14 protein-coding genes are annotated in these 19,662 nt (G+C 49.4%); 11 read left to right on the top strand and 3 right to left on the bottom strand.

Annotated features, from left to right (window positions below):
• Nucleotides 1-16 precede the first annotated feature (16 nt).
• The 4 genes from EIZ37_RS13380 (at nucleotide 17) to EIZ37_RS13365 (ending at nucleotide 4,793) form a co-directional block, all read left to right on the top strand.
• Entirely contained in the window at nucleotides 17-280 is a 264-nt protein-coding gene (locus EIZ37_RS13380) for a hypothetical protein (RefSeq protein ID WP_134685109.1), read from the top strand.
• Nucleotides 281-302: 22 nt separating this feature from the next.
• Nucleotides 303-1,070 carry an alpha/beta hydrolase gene (locus EIZ37_RS13375; RefSeq protein WP_167568853.1) on the top strand — a complete coding sequence of 256 codons (768 nt, stop codon included), beginning with the start codon at nucleotides 303-305 and terminating at the stop codon, nucleotides 1,068-1,070.
• Nucleotides 1,071-1,203: 133 nt separating this feature from the next.
• Nucleotides 1,204-2,844, top strand: a complete 1,641-nt coding sequence (locus tag EIZ37_RS13370; RefSeq protein WP_134685107.1) for a peptide ABC transporter substrate-binding protein — start codon at nucleotides 1,204-1,206, stop codon at nucleotides 2,842-2,844.
• Between the two features lie 215 nt (nucleotides 2,845-3,059).
• Nucleotides 3,060-4,793, top strand: a complete 1,734-nt coding sequence (locus EIZ37_RS13365) for an amidohydrolase (protein WP_134685106.1) — start codon at nucleotides 3,060-3,062, stop codon at nucleotides 4,791-4,793.
• 163 nt (nucleotides 4,794-4,956) lie between these two features.
• Here EIZ37_RS13365 and EIZ37_RS13360 read toward each other — a convergent pair whose 3' ends face one another.
• Entirely contained in the window at nucleotides 4,957-5,676 is a 720-nt protein-coding gene (locus EIZ37_RS13360) for a glycosyltransferase (protein ID WP_167568849.1), read from the bottom strand.
• 227 nt (nucleotides 5,677-5,903) lie between these two features.
• Here EIZ37_RS13360 and EIZ37_RS13355 point away from each other — a divergent pair, with 227 nt between their 5' ends.
• A complete protein-coding gene (locus tag EIZ37_RS13355) occupies nucleotides 5,904-6,350 on the top strand; it encodes an aminoacyl-tRNA deacylase (RefSeq protein WP_134685104.1) in 447 nt (148 codons plus the stop codon).
• Nucleotides 6,351-6,441: 91 nt separating this feature from the next.
• On the opposite strand, the gene EIZ37_RS13350 is transcribed toward EIZ37_RS13355, so the two are convergent.
• On the bottom strand, nucleotides 6,442-7,347 hold the full coding sequence (locus EIZ37_RS13350) for a LysR family transcriptional regulator (RefSeq protein ID WP_134685103.1): 906 nt from the start codon (nucleotides 7,345-7,347) through the stop codon (nucleotides 6,442-6,444).
• 230 nt (nucleotides 7,348-7,577) lie between these two features.
• On the opposite strand from EIZ37_RS13350, the gene gltB reads away from it, so the two are divergent.
• The 6 genes from gltB (at nucleotide 7,578) to EIZ37_RS13320 (ending at nucleotide 18,419) form a co-directional block, all read left to right on the top strand.
• Nucleotides 7,578-12,188 carry a glutamate synthase large subunit gene (gene gltB, locus EIZ37_RS13345; RefSeq protein ID WP_134685102.1) on the top strand — a complete coding sequence of 1,537 codons (4,611 nt, stop codon included), beginning with the start codon at nucleotides 7,578-7,580 and terminating at the stop codon, nucleotides 12,186-12,188.
• Between the two features lie 197 nt (nucleotides 12,189-12,385).
• On the top strand, nucleotides 12,386-12,880 hold the full coding sequence (locus EIZ37_RS13340; protein ID WP_134685101.1) for a glutathione peroxidase: 495 nt from the start codon (nucleotides 12,386-12,388) through the stop codon (nucleotides 12,878-12,880).
• A gap of 137 nt (nucleotides 12,881-13,017) precedes the next feature.
• On the top strand, nucleotides 13,018-14,895 hold the full coding sequence (locus EIZ37_RS13335) for an electron transport protein (RefSeq protein WP_235828010.1): 1,878 nt from the start codon (nucleotides 13,018-13,020) through the stop codon (nucleotides 14,893-14,895).
• 31 nt (nucleotides 14,896-14,926) lie between these two features.
• Entirely contained in the window at nucleotides 14,927-16,063 is a 1,137-nt protein-coding gene (locus tag EIZ37_RS13330) for an alcohol dehydrogenase catalytic domain-containing protein (protein WP_134685100.1), read from the top strand.
• A 120-nt stretch (nucleotides 16,064-16,183) separates the two neighbouring features.
• A complete protein-coding gene (locus EIZ37_RS13325) occupies nucleotides 16,184-16,942 on the top strand; it encodes an alpha/beta hydrolase (RefSeq protein WP_134685099.1) in 759 nt (252 codons plus the stop codon).
• Between the two features lie 19 nt (nucleotides 16,943-16,961).
• Entirely contained in the window at nucleotides 16,962-18,419 is a 1,458-nt protein-coding gene (locus EIZ37_RS13320; RefSeq protein ID WP_134685098.1) for a PstS family phosphate ABC transporter substrate-binding protein, read from the top strand.
• A gap of 26 nt (nucleotides 18,420-18,445) precedes the next feature.
• On the opposite strand, the gene EIZ37_RS13315 is transcribed toward EIZ37_RS13320, so the two are convergent.
• Nucleotides 18,446-19,645 carry an MFS transporter gene (locus tag EIZ37_RS13315; protein WP_134685097.1) on the bottom strand — a complete coding sequence of 400 codons (1,200 nt, stop codon included), beginning with the start codon at nucleotides 19,643-19,645 and terminating at the stop codon, nucleotides 18,446-18,448.
• Nucleotides 19,646-19,662 lie beyond the last annotated feature (17 nt).

The following is a 19,662-nucleotide window of genomic DNA, read 5'->3' as shown; positions in this document are numbered from 1 at the left end:
GGAAGAGGTGTTTTCGATGAAAAAAACGAGATACTACAAGGTTCCAGGAACGCATATCATGGGGGTGCTCGCACAGCTGGATCAGCTCGGGATTGCCTATGTCGCCGAGGCAGCGAATCAGCCGATTCCGATGCCTGGAGATTTCACTGCCATCGTCTTTTTTGAAATGACGGATGCCGAAGAAGATACGGTTGCGGCGCTTTTCGGTCACAAAGGCTTTCCGTATCCGGAAAACGCCGAAGCGCTTGGAAAGCAGCGCGGCTCTTGCCATTATTGCTGATGTAGAGAGAAGGGAATGCGGGATGGAACGGATTGTCATTGTAAATTCACGAAAAAAGAAGCTGGTAGGGCATCTTTATCCTTCCTCGTCGGGCTCTATCATTATCATGGCTCATGGCTTTACGTCTGACAAATCGTTAAACGGCAGGTTCGACCGGTTAGCGAGCGCATTTGTACGTTCGGGATTTCATGTGCTGACCTTTGATTTTAGCGGCTGTGGTGAAAGTGATGATGAACGTATTTCGGTCGAACGGGAAGTGGATGATTTACAGGCGGTCATCGACTATGCGAAAGCGAGAGGGTTTGAGAAAATCGCCCTCTACGGTCACAGCCTGGGCAGTCTGATCTGTCTCAAATGCTATCGGCCTGACATTGTTACGATGGTGCTGTCCGGCGCGTTAACCGATGCCATGCACTACAATTGGGAGGAATACTTTCGTCCTGAGCAGCTGCAAGAATTGCATGAGCGTGGATACCTGACCGTGGAAAAAGAGACAGGGCCGCGAAAGCAAATCCGGATTGATCAGCAGATGCTGCTGGATTTTGAACAGATTCATCAACAGGAACTGTTAAAGCCGGTTCGCTGTCCCGTTCTGATCATCCATGGAAATCACCCCGGCGACGAAGAGGAGCTGCTGTTATTGGAACGATCGCAAAGAGCCATGGCATTGCTTTCTCCAGAGTCGAAACTGGAAGTCATTGAAGGGGCGACGCATCGCTTTCTTGAACATATGGATGTGTTGACGAAGTTGGCGGATGATTGGTTCTGCACATATCTGAAAAGTGAATAGTGAACACCCTGCATGTATCAATCTGTTATTCCTTATATTCAAGGAGTAGCAGATTTTTTGCATATTTATAAAATTTAGTAGTATATCATCCGAATATTTGATAAACTTTTCTGAAAAATAAGGAGGGATGTTTGTGAAAAAGGCGATTGCCGTAATGACCTGTCTGACGCTTAGCCTTGGTGGACTGGTAGGCTGTAGTACCAACACCCAGGGAAACACGACGGGGGAGCAGGGGGCGCCTGCAGCTAACCAGCCAGCAGCATCGACTGCGCCAAAGGTACTGCACTGGAGCATCAACAGCGAACCGCCATCGCTCGATCCGGGTATCGCGGTAGACGCAGATTCATTCGACATGATTTACGCCTGTTTTGAAGGTCTTACCAGCTACGACTTAAAGGGAGAATTGGTAAACGCCACCGCGGAGAGCTTCGAGAATACACCTGACTATACGAAATATACGTTTAAAATCCGCAAAGAGGCGAAGTGGAGCAACGGTGATCCGGTGACGGCCCATGACTTTGTCTACGCGATCAAGCGCAATCTCGATCCGAAAACGGCTTCGGAATACGCATATCAGCTCTATTACATAAAAGGCGGAGAGGAATATAACACGGGTAAAGGGACGGCTGATGAAGTCGGGGTGAAGGCGCTGGACGACTATACGGTAGAATTCCAGCTAAAAGCGCCAACCCCATTTTTCCGTGAGCTGACGTTCTTCCCGACGCTGTTCCCGCTCCATCAAAAGACACTGGAAAGCAATCCCAAGTGGGCGGCAGAAGCGAAAACCATCGTCGGAAATGGACCTTTCAACATGGAAACGTGGGAGCATAAGAGCAAGATCGTGTTCGTCAAAAATCCGAATTACTGGGATAAAGACAACGTCAAACTGGATCGCATCGAGATTTCCATGATCGATGACAACAACACGGCACTCTCGATGTTTGAAAACGGCGACCTCGATTGGGGCGGATATCCGGCCTCCACATTGCCTCCAGACGCGATTCAGAAGCTGAAGGACGAAGGCAAACTGATGGTAGCGGATAACCCTGGTACGCAATCCGTCGTGTTCAATACCGAAAAACCGCCGTTCTCCAATAAAAAGATCCGCCAGGCTTTTGCGTACGCGATCGATCGCAAATCGCTGATTGACAACATCCTGCAAACCGGCGTACCTGCCGCCTACGGATGGGTACCCACCTCGATGGGACTAAACCAGGACGGCTACTTTAAGGAAGATACGGAAAAAGCGAAGCAGCTGCTGGCTGAAGGTATGAAGGAACTGGGGATTTCGAAGTTCCCGAAAGTGACGTACACCTTTGACAGCACCGATGTCAACAAAAAGATGGCAGAAGCCCTGCAGGATCAGTGGCGGAAAAATCTCGGCGTGGAAGTAGATCTGTATACTGCAGAGCTGAAGGTATATCAGGAGATGCGCTCCCAAGGAAATTTTGATCTGATCCGCTTCCAGTGGGGAGCCGACTTCAACGATCCGATCAACTTCCTCGAAATGTTCCGTGACAAAACAGGAGGAAACAACCATCCGAACTGGGAGAACCCGACCTTCAAAGAGCTGATCGACAAGAGCTACCACGAGCCTGACTTGGCAAAGCGCAAGGATATTCTGCTGCAGGCGGAAACCCTGCTCATGGAAGAAATGCCTTTGGCTCCGATCAACTTCCGCGGCAACCCTTATATCAAAAACGATAAGGTGAAAGACTTCATCATCTTCCCGCTGGGTGGGGCTTACTTCAAGTATACCGATCTGAACCTGTAAAGATGGCAGATAAAAGAGATCAGAGTCATTTCGCTCTGATCTTTTTTATGGTCGATAGGAAATGAGAATATTCTCATCGACATAAGAACCGCTAGGCTCCGCCAAAAACTTGGTGCTGCCAAGTTTTTCTGAAAAGAATTGCCAATTGTCTGCTTGTTTATTATGATGAAAAAGTTATGTATTTTTATACAGATTTACAAAAAAGGGGGGGCAAGATGTTCATCAAAAAACTGGCAAGCATTGCACTCATAGCTTCTCTGCTTGCTCCAGCATCGGTGTATGGGCAAACGGCAGATGTCGGAAAAACAGCGGAAGCAGCCGACCTGATTTTGCAAAACGGCGCCATCTACACCGTAGATAAAAACAGAAGCTGGGCGGAGAGCATCGCGGTAAAAGGGGACACCATCATTTATGTTGGTTCCCAGGAAGGTGTGAAGTCTTATACGGGACCGAAAACGAAGGTCGTCGATCTGCAAGGGAAGATGGTGCTTCCCGGCTTTGTAGACAGTCATACCCATGCATCGAAAACAACGGGTCTCATCTACACCGTGGATCTTTTTTACGCAGGCAGCATCGCGGAATATCAGGAGGTCGTCAAAAGCTTTGTCTCCGAGCATCCGCATGAAGTCGCCATCCAGGGCAGAGGCTGGACCAATTCCGTCGCGACGGGAATCGGGCCGAGAAAGGAAGCGCTGGATGAAATCGTAAAAGATATCCCGGTCGCATTAACATCAGATGATGGCCATTCACTCTGGGTGAACTCCAAAGCCCTCGAATTGGCTGGAATCAAGAAGGACACCGCGAACCCAGAGGGCGGAGTAATCGAGCGCGACCCTGTGACGGGTGAGCCTTCCGGAACGCTCCGCGAAAAAGCGATGGATCTGGTGTTGAAGAAAATTCCAGGGTTGACCGTGGAGCAATATATGAACGGCATTCAAAGCTATCAGGAGCTGGCGGCGGAGCGGGGAGTGACGACAGCCCGTGACCCCGACTTGCTGCGCTATCCAAATGTGCTGGAAGCCTATCAACAGCTGTCTGAACAAGACAAGCTGACCGTACGCTTCCGCAATGCGATTACAGCCGATCCGACCAAAGGTGCCGAGCAAATTGCTCAGTTTGTCAAGCTTCGTGAAGAAAACAAAGGACCTCATTTTCAAATCAACGCGGTGAAAGTGTTCCTGGACGGTGTCGTGGAAGGCGCGACCGGATATTTGGAGGAGCCCTATCAGCATAAAGAAACCAATGGACAATTGATCTGGGATCCGCAAGTCTATAACGAAACGGCTGCAGCTGCAGACAAAGAAGGATTCCAGCTGCATGTGCACTCCATCGGCGATGCTGCCACACGAATCACGCTGGATGGATTTGAATATGCCGAGAAAGCAAACGGAAAAAGAGATTCCCGCCACTCGGTCGTTCACCTGCAGCTGCTGAATCCTGCAGATATTGAGCGCTTTAAAAAACTCGGGGCGGTAGGGGTTCCACAGCCTTTCTGGTTTTTGAAGGAGCCAGGCTTTTATGAAGAAATTGAAGTGCCTTACCTGGGCAAGGAACGCGCAGACAAAGAGTATCCGATGAAGAGCTTGATCAATGCGGGTGTCGTAATGGCTTCCGGCAGCGACTATATTGTCACCCAAGAGTTTGGACCGCTCTATGGCATCCAGCAAGGAGTGACCCGCATCGAAGAAGGGAAAACGGATTTGGCAGATGTCGCCAATCCAAGCGAAAGAGCGACGCTCGATGACATGATCGCGAGCTTTACGATTAACGGAGCCTATGCCAACTTCGTAGATGACATCACGGGCTCGCTCGAAGTAGGCAAAAAAGCGGATCTGGTTGTATTGGACAAAAACCTGTTCAAGATTCCAGCATCGGAAATTAACAAAACGAAGGTACTGTGGACCCTTTTTGAAGGGAAAGAGGTATACCGCAGCGAGTCGTTTCAATAAGGATAATTTGAAAGTTTCATCGCTTGCAAAGAGCTCCTCCAAAATGGGGGAGCTCTTTTTTCAGGTCGAGGGAAAGACCACACGGAAACTGTTGCGATTTCTGACTTGCCATCGATCCTGAACAAGCCCAATTCTTGTATGGGCGGCTTTTCATTGACTTTTCTCACATGAATGAAGAAAGGATCCGATTCACTTGACGAGGATGTTTCACGATACGTGTTGTGTCTATGGTTTTATTCCGCTTCGAACGAAACTTGCTTGTCGTATTCCCTGTGTGGATGATGTGAACATAGTTGCGGAGCCGCAGTTTATCGTGACGCAGGCGAATGACCGCGGGATGTCCACCGGGAAGTCGATACCGTTTCCCTTTCAAATAATCTTTTACCTTATAGATTAAGGTATAAAATGCTGGCGATTTTGCGTACATCGGTGCGATCCACTTCTTTTTCGTGTCATACATATAGCCGTATTGGTTAATAATGGCTGAAATTCCCTTTCCTGCGTGATGATTTTTGAGCTGTTGAATATAGCTTTTCCGGTACAAATCGTCGGAATCCAAACGGACCAAATATAAATAACGATAACCGTTCAGTCGTTTCCTGATGCATGTTTGATACATGCTCTTAGGGATAAATTTGATATTTTTCGGAAATTTTCTGTACTTGGCCAGCTCTTTTTTTATTGTCTTTCGAGAACGGTCCTCATACTCCACGAGAGCTTCAAAATCTTGATTGCTCTGTTTTTGCAAACTCCTTCGGGTATACCGCATAAAAATGCTCATCCGTTTTTGAATCCACCGTGCTGAAAATCTCTTTTTGCGGTTGTATTTTAGCTTTTTTGAGTTAAAAGCAATCCCGATGATAATTTTCTTTTGTTTTTTCATGCCGCAGGATTCCCCTTTATCATCCAGAGGTCTAAATACTATATGGTATTGGATTGGGCCGGGGTTTGCTGTAGTCTGATACCGTACATGATACAGACACAAAAATCGTTCTTTCGCAATGAATCGGGCAGAAATACTGGTATACCAGAAAAAGGAAACTCTTTGAATAAGTCGAATCGTTTTATTAGCGTGTATCGAAAAATTCCTTTTTGGAAAGAGGGTAGGCAATGGACGCATTGCTGTCAATTCTAGTGAATCAACAAATTGATTATGAAATTATCGAACATGGTAAGCCCATTCATACAGCTCAGGAAGGTGCTGCGTTTTTTGGTATTCATATTGGACAAACTGCCCCAACACTTCTGTTAAGGACAGAAAAAGGCTATTATGCGTTGATCATTTCCGGTGATTACGGACGTGTCGCGTTTGATACACTGAAGGAGCTATTGCAGATTCAAGACATCAAACTAGCAATACCTTCAGAAGTAGAGCAGGTGACGGGCTGCAAGATTGGAAGTGTATCGTTGGTGAATCCAAACATTCCGACGATTATAGATAGAGAGTTATACCGATTTCGCTATGTGTATGGGGGCACTGGGCTGCCACAAGCGACATTGAAGATTCAGCCACAGGACCTTGAGAAGGTAAATCACGTAGTGGGCTACATAAGATAGATTGCGGGGAGAATGGATCACAGATTTCACGCTACCAGTTGAGAAACCCATAAAAAAATGACATCGCCGCGGATGTCATTTTTCTTTTTCTTTAATAACTAAACTTATTCAATACTTGGAAGAACTCCTTCAGAAAATCATAAAACAACTTCTCCGAAGGGGGCAGCTCGCGATTGTTCGGACTGATTATCCCTACGGTGCGGGTCACATTCGGTTCACTGATCGGCAGCTTTACCGTTCCACGGGGCATATTGTCCGTTAAGGTAACCTCCGGCAGCAGAGTCACGCCTAGTCCGGCGGCCACTAGTCCCTTGATCGCATCGATGTCTTCGCCTTCAAAGGAAACTTTTGGCTTGTAACCGACCTGCGCACAGGCGTTCACTACGATTTCGCGCAGAATAAAATCCGGCGGGAAGAGGACGAACGTATCATTTTGCAGCTGGCTCAGACGAATTGAGGGCTGTTCGGCCAGCGGATGCTTGGTTGGCAGCAGCGCCATGATATTTTCCGCAAAAAAGATCTGGCTCTTGACCTCCTTCACATGCGTAGGGACGGGACCGAGAAAAGCGATATCGATCTCCCCGTTAATGACCCACTCGATCAGATGCTTGTACGATCCTTGCTTCAATTGAAAACCGATATCCGGATACCGGGCGCGGAAGGCGGATATGACTGTAGGCAGAGGATTCGCAGCCAGACTGCTGGCGAAGCCGACGCGGATGGTCCCATGCTCCGGATCGAGAAACTCCTCTATTTTTTGTTTGGCTTTGTCAATTTCGTTGATCGCCATCTTGGCATGCTCCAGAAAGATCTTTCCGACCACCGTAAGCTTGACGTTTCGTCCTTCGCGGATAAAAAGCTGGACGCCAAGCTCGGACTCCAGATTGGCGATTTGCCGGCTGATGGCGGATTGGGCCACATGAAGCACATGCGACGCTTCTGTTACGTGCTCTCTGGTGGCCACTTCAATAAAGTATTGCAGCTGGCGAAGCTCCATGCTGATCCCCCCATTCCCAATTCATCTCGTTTTGCGATTGTTCTTACACAAATTATATATTGTTTGTATGAATTGACCAATCTAAAATGTTAACTATAGCGAAGAACATTTTTGTGGCGAAAAACCTCTCACATGGATGTGGGGGGAGAGCAAATGTTTAAGCTTTTGAGACGGAATATTCAAAAAAGACCGGTTGTTTAGAATCGATAGAGAGAGAAGGAGTGGATACCATGACCATGAAAGGACTTCCAACGAAGCAAGGCCTCTATGATCCCATGTTTGAACACGATGCTTGCGGGATCGGATTTATTGCCAATTTGAAGTTACAGGCGACACACCAGATCGTGAAAGACGGATTGCAAATCCTCTGCCAGCTTGAGCACCGCGGAGGTCAGGGAAGTGACCCGGAAACTGGTGATGGTGCAGGGATTTTGACACAGCTTCCGCATGCATTTTTTGTCAAAGCTTGTGCGGAGTTGAACATCTCCCTTCCGGCACAGGGCAGATACGGAGTCGGCATGCTGTTTCTGCCGCAGGACGAAGCACTCCGCTCTCAATACGAAAAACAACTGGAAGCGATTGTGCAGGCAGAAGGCCAACAGCTTCTCGGCTGGAGAACCGTGCCTACGGATGAAACCAAGCTGGGCAAAACAGCGCGTGCCAGCCAACCGTTTATCCGCCAGGTATTTATCGGGGCAAGTGCAGAGCATACCGATTCCCTTGCCTTCGAACGCAAGCTGTATGTGATCCGCAAGCAGATGGAGCGAATCGCGACAGAGGGCTTCTATGCCGCATCGATGTCCAGCCGCACCATCGTATTTAAAGGATTATTAACACCGGGGCAATTGGATGCCTACTATCTGGATTTGCAGGATCCAACGTTTGCCTCCGTGTTTTCCGTTGTACACTCTCGCTTTAGCACGAATACATTTCCGACCTGGGAGCGTGCGCATCCGAACCGCTATCTGATTCACAACGGGGAGATCAATACGCTGCAGGGCAACATCAACTGGATGACGGCTCGGGAAAAGATGTTCCAATCCAAAGCGTTTGGCGCGGATCTGGAAAAAGTGCTGCCGGTTATCGATATGCAGGGCAGTGACTCCGCAATCTTGGATAACTGCGTCGAGTTTTTCACGCTCGCTGGCCGCTCGCTGCCGCATGTAGCCATGATGCTGATTCCTGAACCATGGGATCAGGATGAACAGATCGATGAAGCCAAAAAGGCGTTTTATGAATACCACAGCAGCCTAATGGAGCCATGGGACGGACCGACCGCGATATCGTTCACCGACGGCAAACAAATCGGGGCGATTCTGGACCGCAATGGCTTGCGTCCCGCTCGATACTATGTTACCTCCGATGATACCATCATCTTCTCGTCTGAGGTAGGTGTACTGGAGGTTCCAGAAGAGAAAATCGTGCAAAAAGGACGGTTGAGCCCAGGACGAATGCTCTTGGTTGACCTGGAAGAAGGGCGAATCGTCTCTGATCAAGAGATCAAGCAGCGTATCGCCACTGAACAGCCGTATCAGGAATGGGTAAAAGAAAATGTGGTCACTCTCGCGGATTTCCCTGAGAGCAAAGCTCCGGCTGCGCTGGAAGGTGAGAAGCTGCTGGCATGGCAAAAAGCGTTTGGCTATACACAGGAAGAGGTTGGAAAAATCATTACTCCCATGGTGGTTGAGCACAAGGATCCAATTGGTTCCATGGGGATTGATATGCCGCTCGCGGTGTTATCTGATCGTTCCCAGCTGCTCTACAACTATTTCAAACAGTCGTTTGCGCAGGTGACCAACCCGCCAATTGACGCACTTCGCGAAGCATGCGTAACGTCGACGCTTTCCTTCCTCGGGGCGGAAGGCAACTTGTTGGAGCCGGATGCAAGCAATTGCCACCGCATCCGCTTGCAGTCTCCCTTGCTCTCCAATCAGCAATTGGCAGCCCTTCGCCACCATAATGAAGAGAAATTCCAGGCGAAAACACTGCCGATCTTGTTCCCGGCGGGGGGAGGAGAAGAGGAACTCGCCGCAGCATTGGATGAATTGTTTGCCGCAGCGGATCTCGCTATTGCGGAAGGCTACAGCTTGTTGATCCTGTCCGATCGTGACATGAGCGGACAGCAGGCAGCCATCCCAGCCTTGCTTGCCGTAAGCGGTCTCCATCATCATCTGGTGCGTGAGGGTACACGGACAAAAGCTAGTTTGCTGCTGGAATCGGGAGAACCGCGCGATGTGCACCAGTTCGCCATGCTGATTGGGTACGGAGCAGATGCTGTCAATCCGTATTTGGCGCTAGATACGATTCAAGCGTTAATCGAAGCGGAGCAAATCAAGGATACATCGCTGGAGGCTGCGACAGGAATCTACCTGCAAACAGCTGTGGAAGGTGTCGTCAAGGTCATGTCCAAAATGGGCATTTCGACCATCCAAAGCTACCGCGGCGCACAAATCTTCGAAGCGGTGGGCATTGATCAGTCTGTGATCGATCGTTACTTTACCCGTACCTCTTCGCAAATTGGCGGGATTACCCTCCAGGTCATTGCGGAGGAAACACTGATGCGCCATCAGAAAGCATTTGCAGCAGATCAGCAAGAGGAGAAGTTGGAGCCTGGAAGCGACTTCCAATTCAGAAGAGACGGCGAGTACCACCTGTTCAACCCGAAAACCGTTCATGCGCTGCAAAAAGCTGTCCGTGAAGGGGATTATGAACAATATAAGCAATATTCTCAGCTGGTGAATGAAGAGAAGTTCGTCTTCTTGCGTCACTTGCTCGATTTCAAATCTGACCGCAAACCGATCCCGTTGAGTGAGGTAGAATCGGTTGACTCGATCGTACACCGTTTTAAAACCGGTGCGATGTCATACGGTTCACTCAGTAAAGAAGCGCACGAGACACTGGCAATCGCGATGAATCGTCTGGGTGCGAAGAGCAACAGCGGTGAAGGCGGAGAAGATCCGCAGCGCTACCAGATAGATGAAAATGGCGATTCACGCCGCAGCGCGATCAAACAAGTCGCTTCTGGAAGATTCGGCGTATCCAGTCACTACTTGGTGAACGCGACAGAAATCCAAATCAAAATGGCGCAAGGCGCAAAACCGGGCGAAGGCGGACAGCTGCCAGGAAACAAAGTATATCCTTGGGTTGCCGAGGTTCGCGGTTCGACCCCTGGGGTAGGGCTGATTTCCCCTCCGCCGCATCATGACATTTACTCGATTGAAGATTTAGCTCAGTTGATCTTTGACTTGAAAAACGCCAATCCAAAGGCACGCATCAGCGTGAAGTTGGTATCGAAAGCCGGTGTTGGCACGATTGCAGCCGGAGTGGCGAAGGGCCTAGCCGATGTCATCGTCATCAGCGGACATGATGGCGGTACAGGGGCATCGCCAAAATCGAGCATCAAGCATGCCGGCATGCCTTGGGAGCTGGGGCTGGCTGAAACCCATCAGACATTGCTGTTGAATCAGCTGCGCGACCGCGTAGTTGTAGAAACAGACGGAAAAATGCTGACCGGGCGTGATGTAGTCGTGGCAGCTCTGCTGGGAGCAGAAGAGTTCGGGTTTGCTACCGCACCGTTGGTCTCCATCGGTTGTGTGATGGCTCGCGTATGTCACCTGGATACTTGCCCGGTCGGGGTTGCGACACAAAATCCGGATCTGCGCAAAAAGTTCAAAGGGGATCCGCAGCATACCGTGAATTTCATGCGCTTCGTAGCCCGGGAAGTTCGCGAGATCATGGCGGAGCTCGGTTTCCATACGATCGAGGAAATGATCGGTCAAAGCCAGGTGTTGACCATGAATCAAAAGGCGAAGGAGCATTGGAAAGCGAAGCATCTGGATCTTTCCGCACTCCTGTATCAACCAAAAGTGGCAGAGGATGTGGGGACATTCTATCAGCATCCGCAAGACCACAAGCTGGATGAGACGCTGGATCGGACCACCCTGTTGAAGCTTTGCAAACCGGCGATCGAGAAACAGATACCTGTAGAGGTTTCCCTGCCGATCAGCAATATTCATCGTGTAACAGGGACCATTCTGGGAAGCGAAGTGACCAAGCGCTACGGACAGCATGGACTTCCTGAAGATACGATTCGTCTGCAGCTGGCAGGATCTGCTGGCCAAAGCTTGGGGGCATTCGTACCGAGAGGAATCACGATTCAATTGAACGGCGACGCCAACGATTATGTCGGCAAAGGTTTGTCCGGCGGAAAAATCATCGTATCTCCAAAAGAAAATGCCACGTTTGCACCAGAGGACAACATTATTATTGGGAACGTTGCATTCTATGGAGCGACAGCAGGCGAAGCCTATATCAATGGGGTCGCAGGAGAGCGCTTCTGCGTACGCAACAGTGGTGTAACCGCTGTAGTGGAAGGTGTTGGCAACCACGGCTGTGAATACATGACTGGCGGACGTGTCGTGATCCTCGGTTCCGTTGGCAAAAACTTCGCGGCAGGGATGTCCGGCGGTACAGCGTATGTGCTGGTAGAGGATGAATCCCAATTTGAAAAACTGTGCAACAAAGAAATGGTGCTGATCGAGAAGTTGACGGAACAGCGCGACATCGCAGAGGTAAAAGCCCTGCTGCAAAACCACGTCGCTTATACCGGCAGTCCAAAAGCGCAAAGATTGCTTGAGCAATGGGAGCAGACGGTAAGCAAGTTCGTCAAAGTGATTCCAAAAGATTACAAGCAAATCGTATTGACGATCGAAGAACTGGAAAAATCGGGGATGAGACGTCAGGAAGCCATCTTGCTCGCCTTCGAACAAAGCCAGAAAAAAGGCAGTAAGAAGGAAGCGGTGAAGAAGACAGAACAAGAAAAAGTCACAGCCGCAAAGTAAACAGTGAGCAAAGGTGAAAAGAGGCCGTGCCATTCGCGAGCAATGCGGATTGGGCGGTCTCTTTTTGCAGAGAGCGACTGGATCATAGGTCTATTGCATGCTCGGAATTGACAAAATCTGTACAAGAAAATAAAATGAAAGCAAATAAAAATTAAATTGTGCACAATTTAAATGCAGGAACAAAGGAGAATATTCAGATGTCTATCTATGATTACACCGTCAAAACGATCCATAATGAAGAAAAGTCAATGGCAGACTACAAAGGAAAAACACTCGTCATTGTCAATACGGCCAGTAAATGCGGACTGACACCGCAATACAAAGGATTGCAGCATCTTTACGAGACATTCAAAGACGCGGGGGTAGAGGTGCTTGGTTTCCCTTGCAATCAGTTCATGAACCAGGAGCCGGGAACCAATGAAGAGATCCAGAGCTTTTGCGACTTGAATTACCAGGTGACTTTTCCGCTGTTTGCCAAAATCGATGTAAAAGGCGAGCATGCTCATCCGCTGTATACGTATTTGGTGAATCATGTGGCAGAACCGTACCGTACAGGTGAAATCGAGTGGAATTTCGTAAAATTCCTCGTCGATGGGAATGGCAACGTGCTGAAGCAATATCCTGCACGTACGGAGCCGGAGGTAATCGCAGAGGATTTGCACAAACTGTTGGCAGGTCAGTCCATTTCCTAGCCAGATTGGCCCCTAACCCTTTACTCCATACCAAGCCCCAAAAACCGTTTCTCGCTTGCTGTTGCAGCGAAAACGGTTTTTTGCATACAGGAGGGCATGCTGTCAAATAGTAGGTATATGGAAACGGAGGGAGAAACATGTGGAAGCAGGCAAAAAGCAAATGGATACTCATTGGATGCGGCTTCTTCGTGCTTGCAGGTGGCATTTTCGCCGGATTGTATCGATCAGGCTTTGAATACGTGTATACGCCTGCGAAAGCGAAATACGTGAACCCGCCCATGGCGGATGCGAGGATAGCATCACAAACGAGCGGAGTGACAGTAACGCAAGAGATGCTTGCACTCGGGGAAGAAACGTATATCGAGAAGACGTTCGGGAATGAACGCTTTTTTACAGATATCATGGGTGCCTTTGACGGTCCCTTGTCGATTCCGAATATCTTGAAAGCCGTTGCGAAGCTGAAAGGGCGTGGCACCACGAATTTGCAAGTGGAAGCAGCCAAGACGGCAACCATCGGAGGAAAAACCATTCATAAGGGGCAGATCATCGATACCGGCATTGATGTGCCCAAAGGAGTATATGCCCCACTCGGATTCAAAATAAAGTGGGAAGAAGGGCGGTTGAAGGCCGGTATATCCTGTATGGCTTGCCATGCTACCGTGGATCCGAGAAGCGGCAAGATCTTGCAAGGCCTGCCCAACCGGGATTTCAACATGGGTTACCTGCTGGCGCTAAGCACCAATACGACGTCCTATTTCACTCATACCAATATCACTTCCCTAAAAAAGTACATAACGGAACTCAGTGTGCCTGTGACGACTTCGGATGGCAGGCAAGCGCTGCTCCCTGACCCGCAAAAACTGGAAGATGAAGTCGACAGGCAGGTCATGTTTTGGCCAAAGGGAAGTGTGGATGTTACGCTGGATTCCGAAAATAATCCGGTACAAATACCGGATGCTTTGACGAAGGGGGACCATCCCTTTGGCTGGAACGGACAAGGCATGGTGGGACCGTTTAAAGGTGCAAGCGCGGGCATCAACAACGTTCATTCCCAAAATATGGACACCCTTTCGCAAACAGTCGTCAGTAAGCCGATGCTCGGTATCGACAAGGAAGTGTATCTCGGGACGGTATTGCAGCGAGCGGCCAACCCGAAGTATCGCTACAAAGGGGGAAAAGGGAAGGAAAGACCGACGGCATTCTTTGCCAAGGTGGATCCGACCCCAGGTGTAGCAGGCATCAATGAGCTGTATGTCACATCTACCTATCCCAAAGCCAATTATATATCCAGTGTCGGGCTGACCTATGGGACGCCTGGATATCATGCGTTAGAAGAAATTAATGCAATGTCTGCATGGATGGAAACATTAAAAGCACCAGCTTCTCCCTTTCAAACGGATGCCGTTACCTCCAGAAAGGGAAGACAAGTATTCGAACGGGCAGGGTGTATCCGGTGTCATGCGGGCGATTATTTGACAAGCAATGCCGTCATACCGATCGAACAAGTAAAAACGGAACCTTCCCGGGCAAAAGGATTCCATAAGGTGCAGCGAATTTTGGGACCTCCCCTCATGTACACGGAGGACACGCCGCTCCCGATCCCTCCCGATGCGAAAAAAGTGAAAATACCAATCACAGAACATCAGCGCCAGCAGTTGAAGATAGCCTGGGCCCAATCAGGCTCTCGCGGCGGTTATAAGACGATGAGCTTGCTCGGGTTAGCCTGGAGTGCTCCTTATCTCCATGATGGCGGAGTGGCAGTCGGGAAAGACCGTTCCCATGTTGGATTGCCGCAAACCGAGATGAAAGAATTGACGCCGGACCCGTACAACAGCTTGCTTGCCCTTGTTGACAAGGACTTGCGAGAGAAAGTGATTGCCTCTAATCGATCGGCAGCCTATCTCCGGGAAGCGCATGTCTCTGGGGAGGGACATGCTTTTTGGGTAGATCGTACAACCGGATTTACGAAAGAAGATCAAGATGCGTTAGTTCGATATTTGCTCAGCTTGCCTTAGTGGGTAGATGGATGGGAGGCCATGAAGAGCAATGAAAGCAGTGACGTTCCAAGGATTCCGCAGTGTGGAAGTGAGAGAGATTCCCGATGCACGCATCGAAAAAGAGGAAGACGCCGTTGTCAGGATAAGCCGCAGCTCCATTTGCGGATCGGATTTGCATTTATTCCACGGATTGATCCCAAGCTTGGAGAAAGGGTATGTCATCGGGCATGAGGCCGTAGGGATTGTAGAGGACGTCGGTCGTGGTGTTCATAAGCTGAAAAAAGGGGATCGGGTGGTCGTACCGTTCAATGTCGCGTGTGGAACCTGCTATTTCTGCCAGCACGAGCTGGAAAGCCAATGTGACCGGGCGAATGAGCATGGGGAAGCGGGAGCCTACTTTGGCTGCTCCCGACTCTTTGGGGATTTCTACGGGACGCAAGCAGAGGCTGTACGTGTGCCTTATGCGAACTTTACTTCGTTTGTCATTCCTGCTGAATGTGAGCTTCCCGACGATGTGCTTGTTTTCCTATCCGATGCTTTGCCCACGGCTTTTTGGGGGATCAACCATGCAGGTGTGAAACCGGGAGATACCGTCATCGTGCTGGGCTCAGGACCGATCGGCTTGCTTGTGCAGCGTCTTGCCTGGCTGAAAGGTGCAAATCGAGTGATCACGGTCGATTATGTCTCGCACCGCCTGGAGCACGCTCGTAAATACAACCAAGCAGAAGCATTCGATCTGTCGAAAGTAGAGGACTTGGGAAAGCATTTGAAGGAAATCACAAAAGGAGGAGCAGATGTCGTCATCGATTGCGTCGGAATGGGCGGGAAAATGAGCTTCCTGGAAAAAGTGGAGACGGCTCTGCGACTCCAAGGGGGAACGATGGCTGCCGTCGAAATGGCCAGTCAGGTCGTGCGAAAAGGCGGTACGATCCAGCTGGTCGGAGTCTATGGAACACGGTATAATGGGTTTCCGTTGGGCGATCTGTTTGCCCGCAATATCCAGTTGAAAATGGGGCAAGCACCTGTCATCCACTTGATCCCGCCAATGTATCGGATGCTGCAGGAGGGAAAATTGACTGTGACGGATCTGATCAGCCATACGTATTCATTATCGGATGCACCACAGGCGTACACAACCTTTGAGCAGAAAGAGGATAACTGCTTGAAAATCATGCTGCAGCCGTGATTTCCCTGCGATTGCTAGGACAAGAGAAGAGTATTGTGAAACAGCAAGGAGCTTTACACGACCATGATGATGATACAGAAAATCATGGTCTTTTTTGTCACTAATAGGAGGGGGACCCTATTGAAAGGAACGTTTGTTACCAGAAACGTAAATCAGCGCTGTCTTCTCATTTACCTTCCACCCGGTTACCCTCAGGACGGGTACCATTATCCGGTCGTTTACGTGCAGGATACAGGGGATGTATTTGATCCCGATCAGAGCGATTCCATCTTTCACGTGGAAGAGATGTTCGCTCACGGGGAGCTATCCCCTCTCATCCTAGTAGGTATTGAACCGTTCAATCGCCTCGATGAATACACCCCATGGCCAGCGCCGGCGCTCGACAATCGGTTCGCGGATTTCGGCGGGCAAGGAGCTGCGTATTTGGAGTTTGTCGTGGAGGTATGTAAACCGTTTATTGACAAACATTTTCAAACCGATCCAAGAGCGGAAATGACGGCAATCATCGGAAAATCATTAGGGGGTCTGATCTCCCTGTATGCGCTGTATCTCTATCCACATGTTTTTCGCAAAATTGCGTCGATCTCCGGCTCTTTCTGGTACCCGGGAGTTATCGAATATATGAAGGAGCAGCCCATTGACGGCCGGATGCATCGTTTGTATTTGGACGTGGGAAGTATGGAGGGCTGGGGGAAAGAAAACATCCAAAAAGAAATGGTGGCGCGGACCAAGGAAGCGTATGCGCTATTGGAAGAGAGCGGCAACTTCCAGCGAGGGCTGCATTTCACAGTGGAGGAAGGAGCCGAACACCAGCTTCCTTTTTTTGCAAAGCGTTTTCCGCACGCACTCAAATGGTTATATAGCGTTGAGAGAAAATGAATGGGGGAAGGGACTCCGCATGCAGCAAACAGAACTCCACGAGGATAGGCAAACGGTGCTGATTCAATATGGACAAGCATGTGCCTGGGGAATCGTTTATTGTTTCTTATATGCAATCAGCCTCTTGCTTGTTGGACCATTCATTGGCCTGTACACAGAAAAGATGGAACAGAGCGAATGGGGCGATGTCAGCCTGTGGATGGGACATCTGACGTATTTGTCGATCATGTGCCTGGCTTTCTTTTTTTCCGGTCAATGGCTGTCCAAACAAATCGCGAAAAAGTGGCCCATGCAAGCGATCGCTTCTTTTTCCGTTTCATTGGCAGCAGCGTTAATCTGGTTATTGACGTTTGATAGTACGGCAGGGGCAACTTCAGATTTGGACAGCCTCACATGGCTTCCGTTTCGACTTTTCCTATATTGGGCCGAGCCTGTTTTTGAAAGCTTGCCTCATTATGTGTCGGACAGTACAACGGTCAAGTATATTGCGCTGTTCACAGCGTTCATTCCCGGATGTGCGATCATGGCAGGGATGAAGCGTGGTACGCATGCGCCGATCATCAATGCCGAAAAAGCCGGAAAAGCGAGAAGAGCCGTATTCTTGCTACCTTGCAGCTGCTTGCTTTGCTTCATCGTCACTCTTCTGATTCCACGATCCTACCCTTTTTCACTCGAGACTTATCCGAAAGTGGATGGAGCTACGGCAGCGATTCCTTTCGGTGAAATCCTCGTGAACCGTTTAACGGGAGTAAGCAAACACAGCGCCGCATCATTCACTCATTTCAATACGACACATGAGGCCTATGTTAATCTGATAACCAAAAAAGCGGATATCATTTTTGTAGCGGGCCCTTCTGATGAAGAAGAAAAGCTTGCGGCCGATCATGGCGTCAGCCTGCAGCTCACTCCGATTGGAAAAGACGCGTTCGTATTTCTTGTTCACCAGGATAATCCGGTTCAACAACTTTCCGTTGCTCACGTGCAGGATATTTATTCAGGGAAAATCACCAATTGGGCAGAGGTTGGCGGAGCCGATAACCGGATCGTTGCCTTTCAACGGGAAGAAAACTCGGGGAGCCAGACGTTTATGGTGAAAAAGGTCATGAAGGGGATTCCGTTGGCCGACCCGCCCACTGTGAAAAAGGCAGGAGGCATGGGCGGACTGATCGATGCCGTGGCTGAATATCAAAATGCCGAAAATGCCATCGGATATTCCTTTTTTTACTATGCCAACGAAATGCATCAGCGCGAAGAGGTAAAGTTTCTCGCGATTGATGGATTTGAGCCGAGCAAAGACAGCATCATTAGCGACACCTATCCGTTTACGGCAGTGCTTTACGCGGTGACCCGAAAAGGAGAACCGGTGGACAGCCCCGCCAATCGATTGCTTGCCTGGATTCAAAGTGAAGAGGGAGCGAAAGCGATCGAAGAGGGGGGATATATTCCGATTGAAGCAAAAAAAGCTCAGAGCCCGTAGCAACGGGCTGTGAGCTTTTTTCTTCATTACGAATGCAGCTGCGCAGGTGCGCTTTCCTTTTGCAGCGCTGTTTTTCGGTGGTGCAAGAAATAATAGAGTACGGAAGTGAACGCTACGATTACACCCGAGATCAGATACATGTTGTGGTAGCTTGTTGATGCGGCGACAATACCGAGAATGTATGATCCCAGCCCATAGCCGGAATCAAACAGGACAAAATACGTGCTGGTCGCCAGTCCTCTGCGGTGGCTCGGGGAAGATTGGATCGCAATCGTTTGAAAGCTTGGCAAGAGCGCACCGTAGCCCAGCCCGATAATTCCGCCTGCGAGCAAAAAGATCAACGGAGTCGTGGCTTGGCTTAAGCTGATCAAACCGAACGTAAAGAGCACAATGCCGGAATAGACCAAAAGATTCGGGCCTTTCCGGTCGAATAATTTTCCCGTAAATGGACGGGGAAGGACGATAAAGGCCGCGAAAACGATGAAGAAGTAACTCGCAAAGCTAGTCAGTCCAATTTCTTTTGCGTATACGGATATAAATGTCGTGATCGCCCCGTAAGAAAAGGCCGCCAAGCTTGCAGCAATCGCAATCGGAATGGCTTTTGGCTCGATCAGGCCATTCCAGCTGAATTTGTTACTGCGAGGCGCTGTGGTTTGTGGACGCTCCGGTATCCGAATCGTCATACCTAAAAGGAGCGATAAAACGGATAAGATGCCGCAAATCGAAAACAAGAGTGTCGAGCTTGCATGTTCAATGATTGTCAGACCGACGAATGGTCCCAATACCATGGCTAAGCTCATAAAGAGCGTATAATAACCGATCCCTTCCCCTTTGCGATTTTCCGGGATCAGGTCAATGACAATCGCTCCTGTCGCTGTAGTCGCCATCCCAAAACCGATCCCGTTGAAAAAGCGCAGCGCAAACAATACGGCCATGCTTTCCACAGCCAAGTGGAGAGTGGTGCAGACAGCATAGATGATAAGGGAAATGAACAGCAGCTTTCGGCGATTCACCTCATCCAGCCATTTTCCGGTCAGTGGTCTGAATATAACGGCAGAAATAATGAATAAGGTCATGACCAAACCGATTTGGGTCTTCGCTCCGTGCAATTCGTCTGTTACAAAGACAGGCAGTGTGGTTGCCAACGCATAAAAGGGCAGAAAAAGAAAAAAGCTGCTAAAACAGATAGCAACAAAGTCGCGATTCCATAATTTTTGTTCCTTCAAGGGTTATCTCTCCGTTC

The organism is Brevibacillus migulae (genome assembly GCF_004521915.1).
Taxonomy (GTDB): Bacteria; Bacillota; Bacilli; order Brevibacillales; family Brevibacillaceae; genus Brevibacillus_F; species Brevibacillus_F migulae.
The sequence above is the reverse complement of the archived record's forward strand: the minus strand, read 5'-3'. Positions and strand labels throughout refer to the sequence as shown.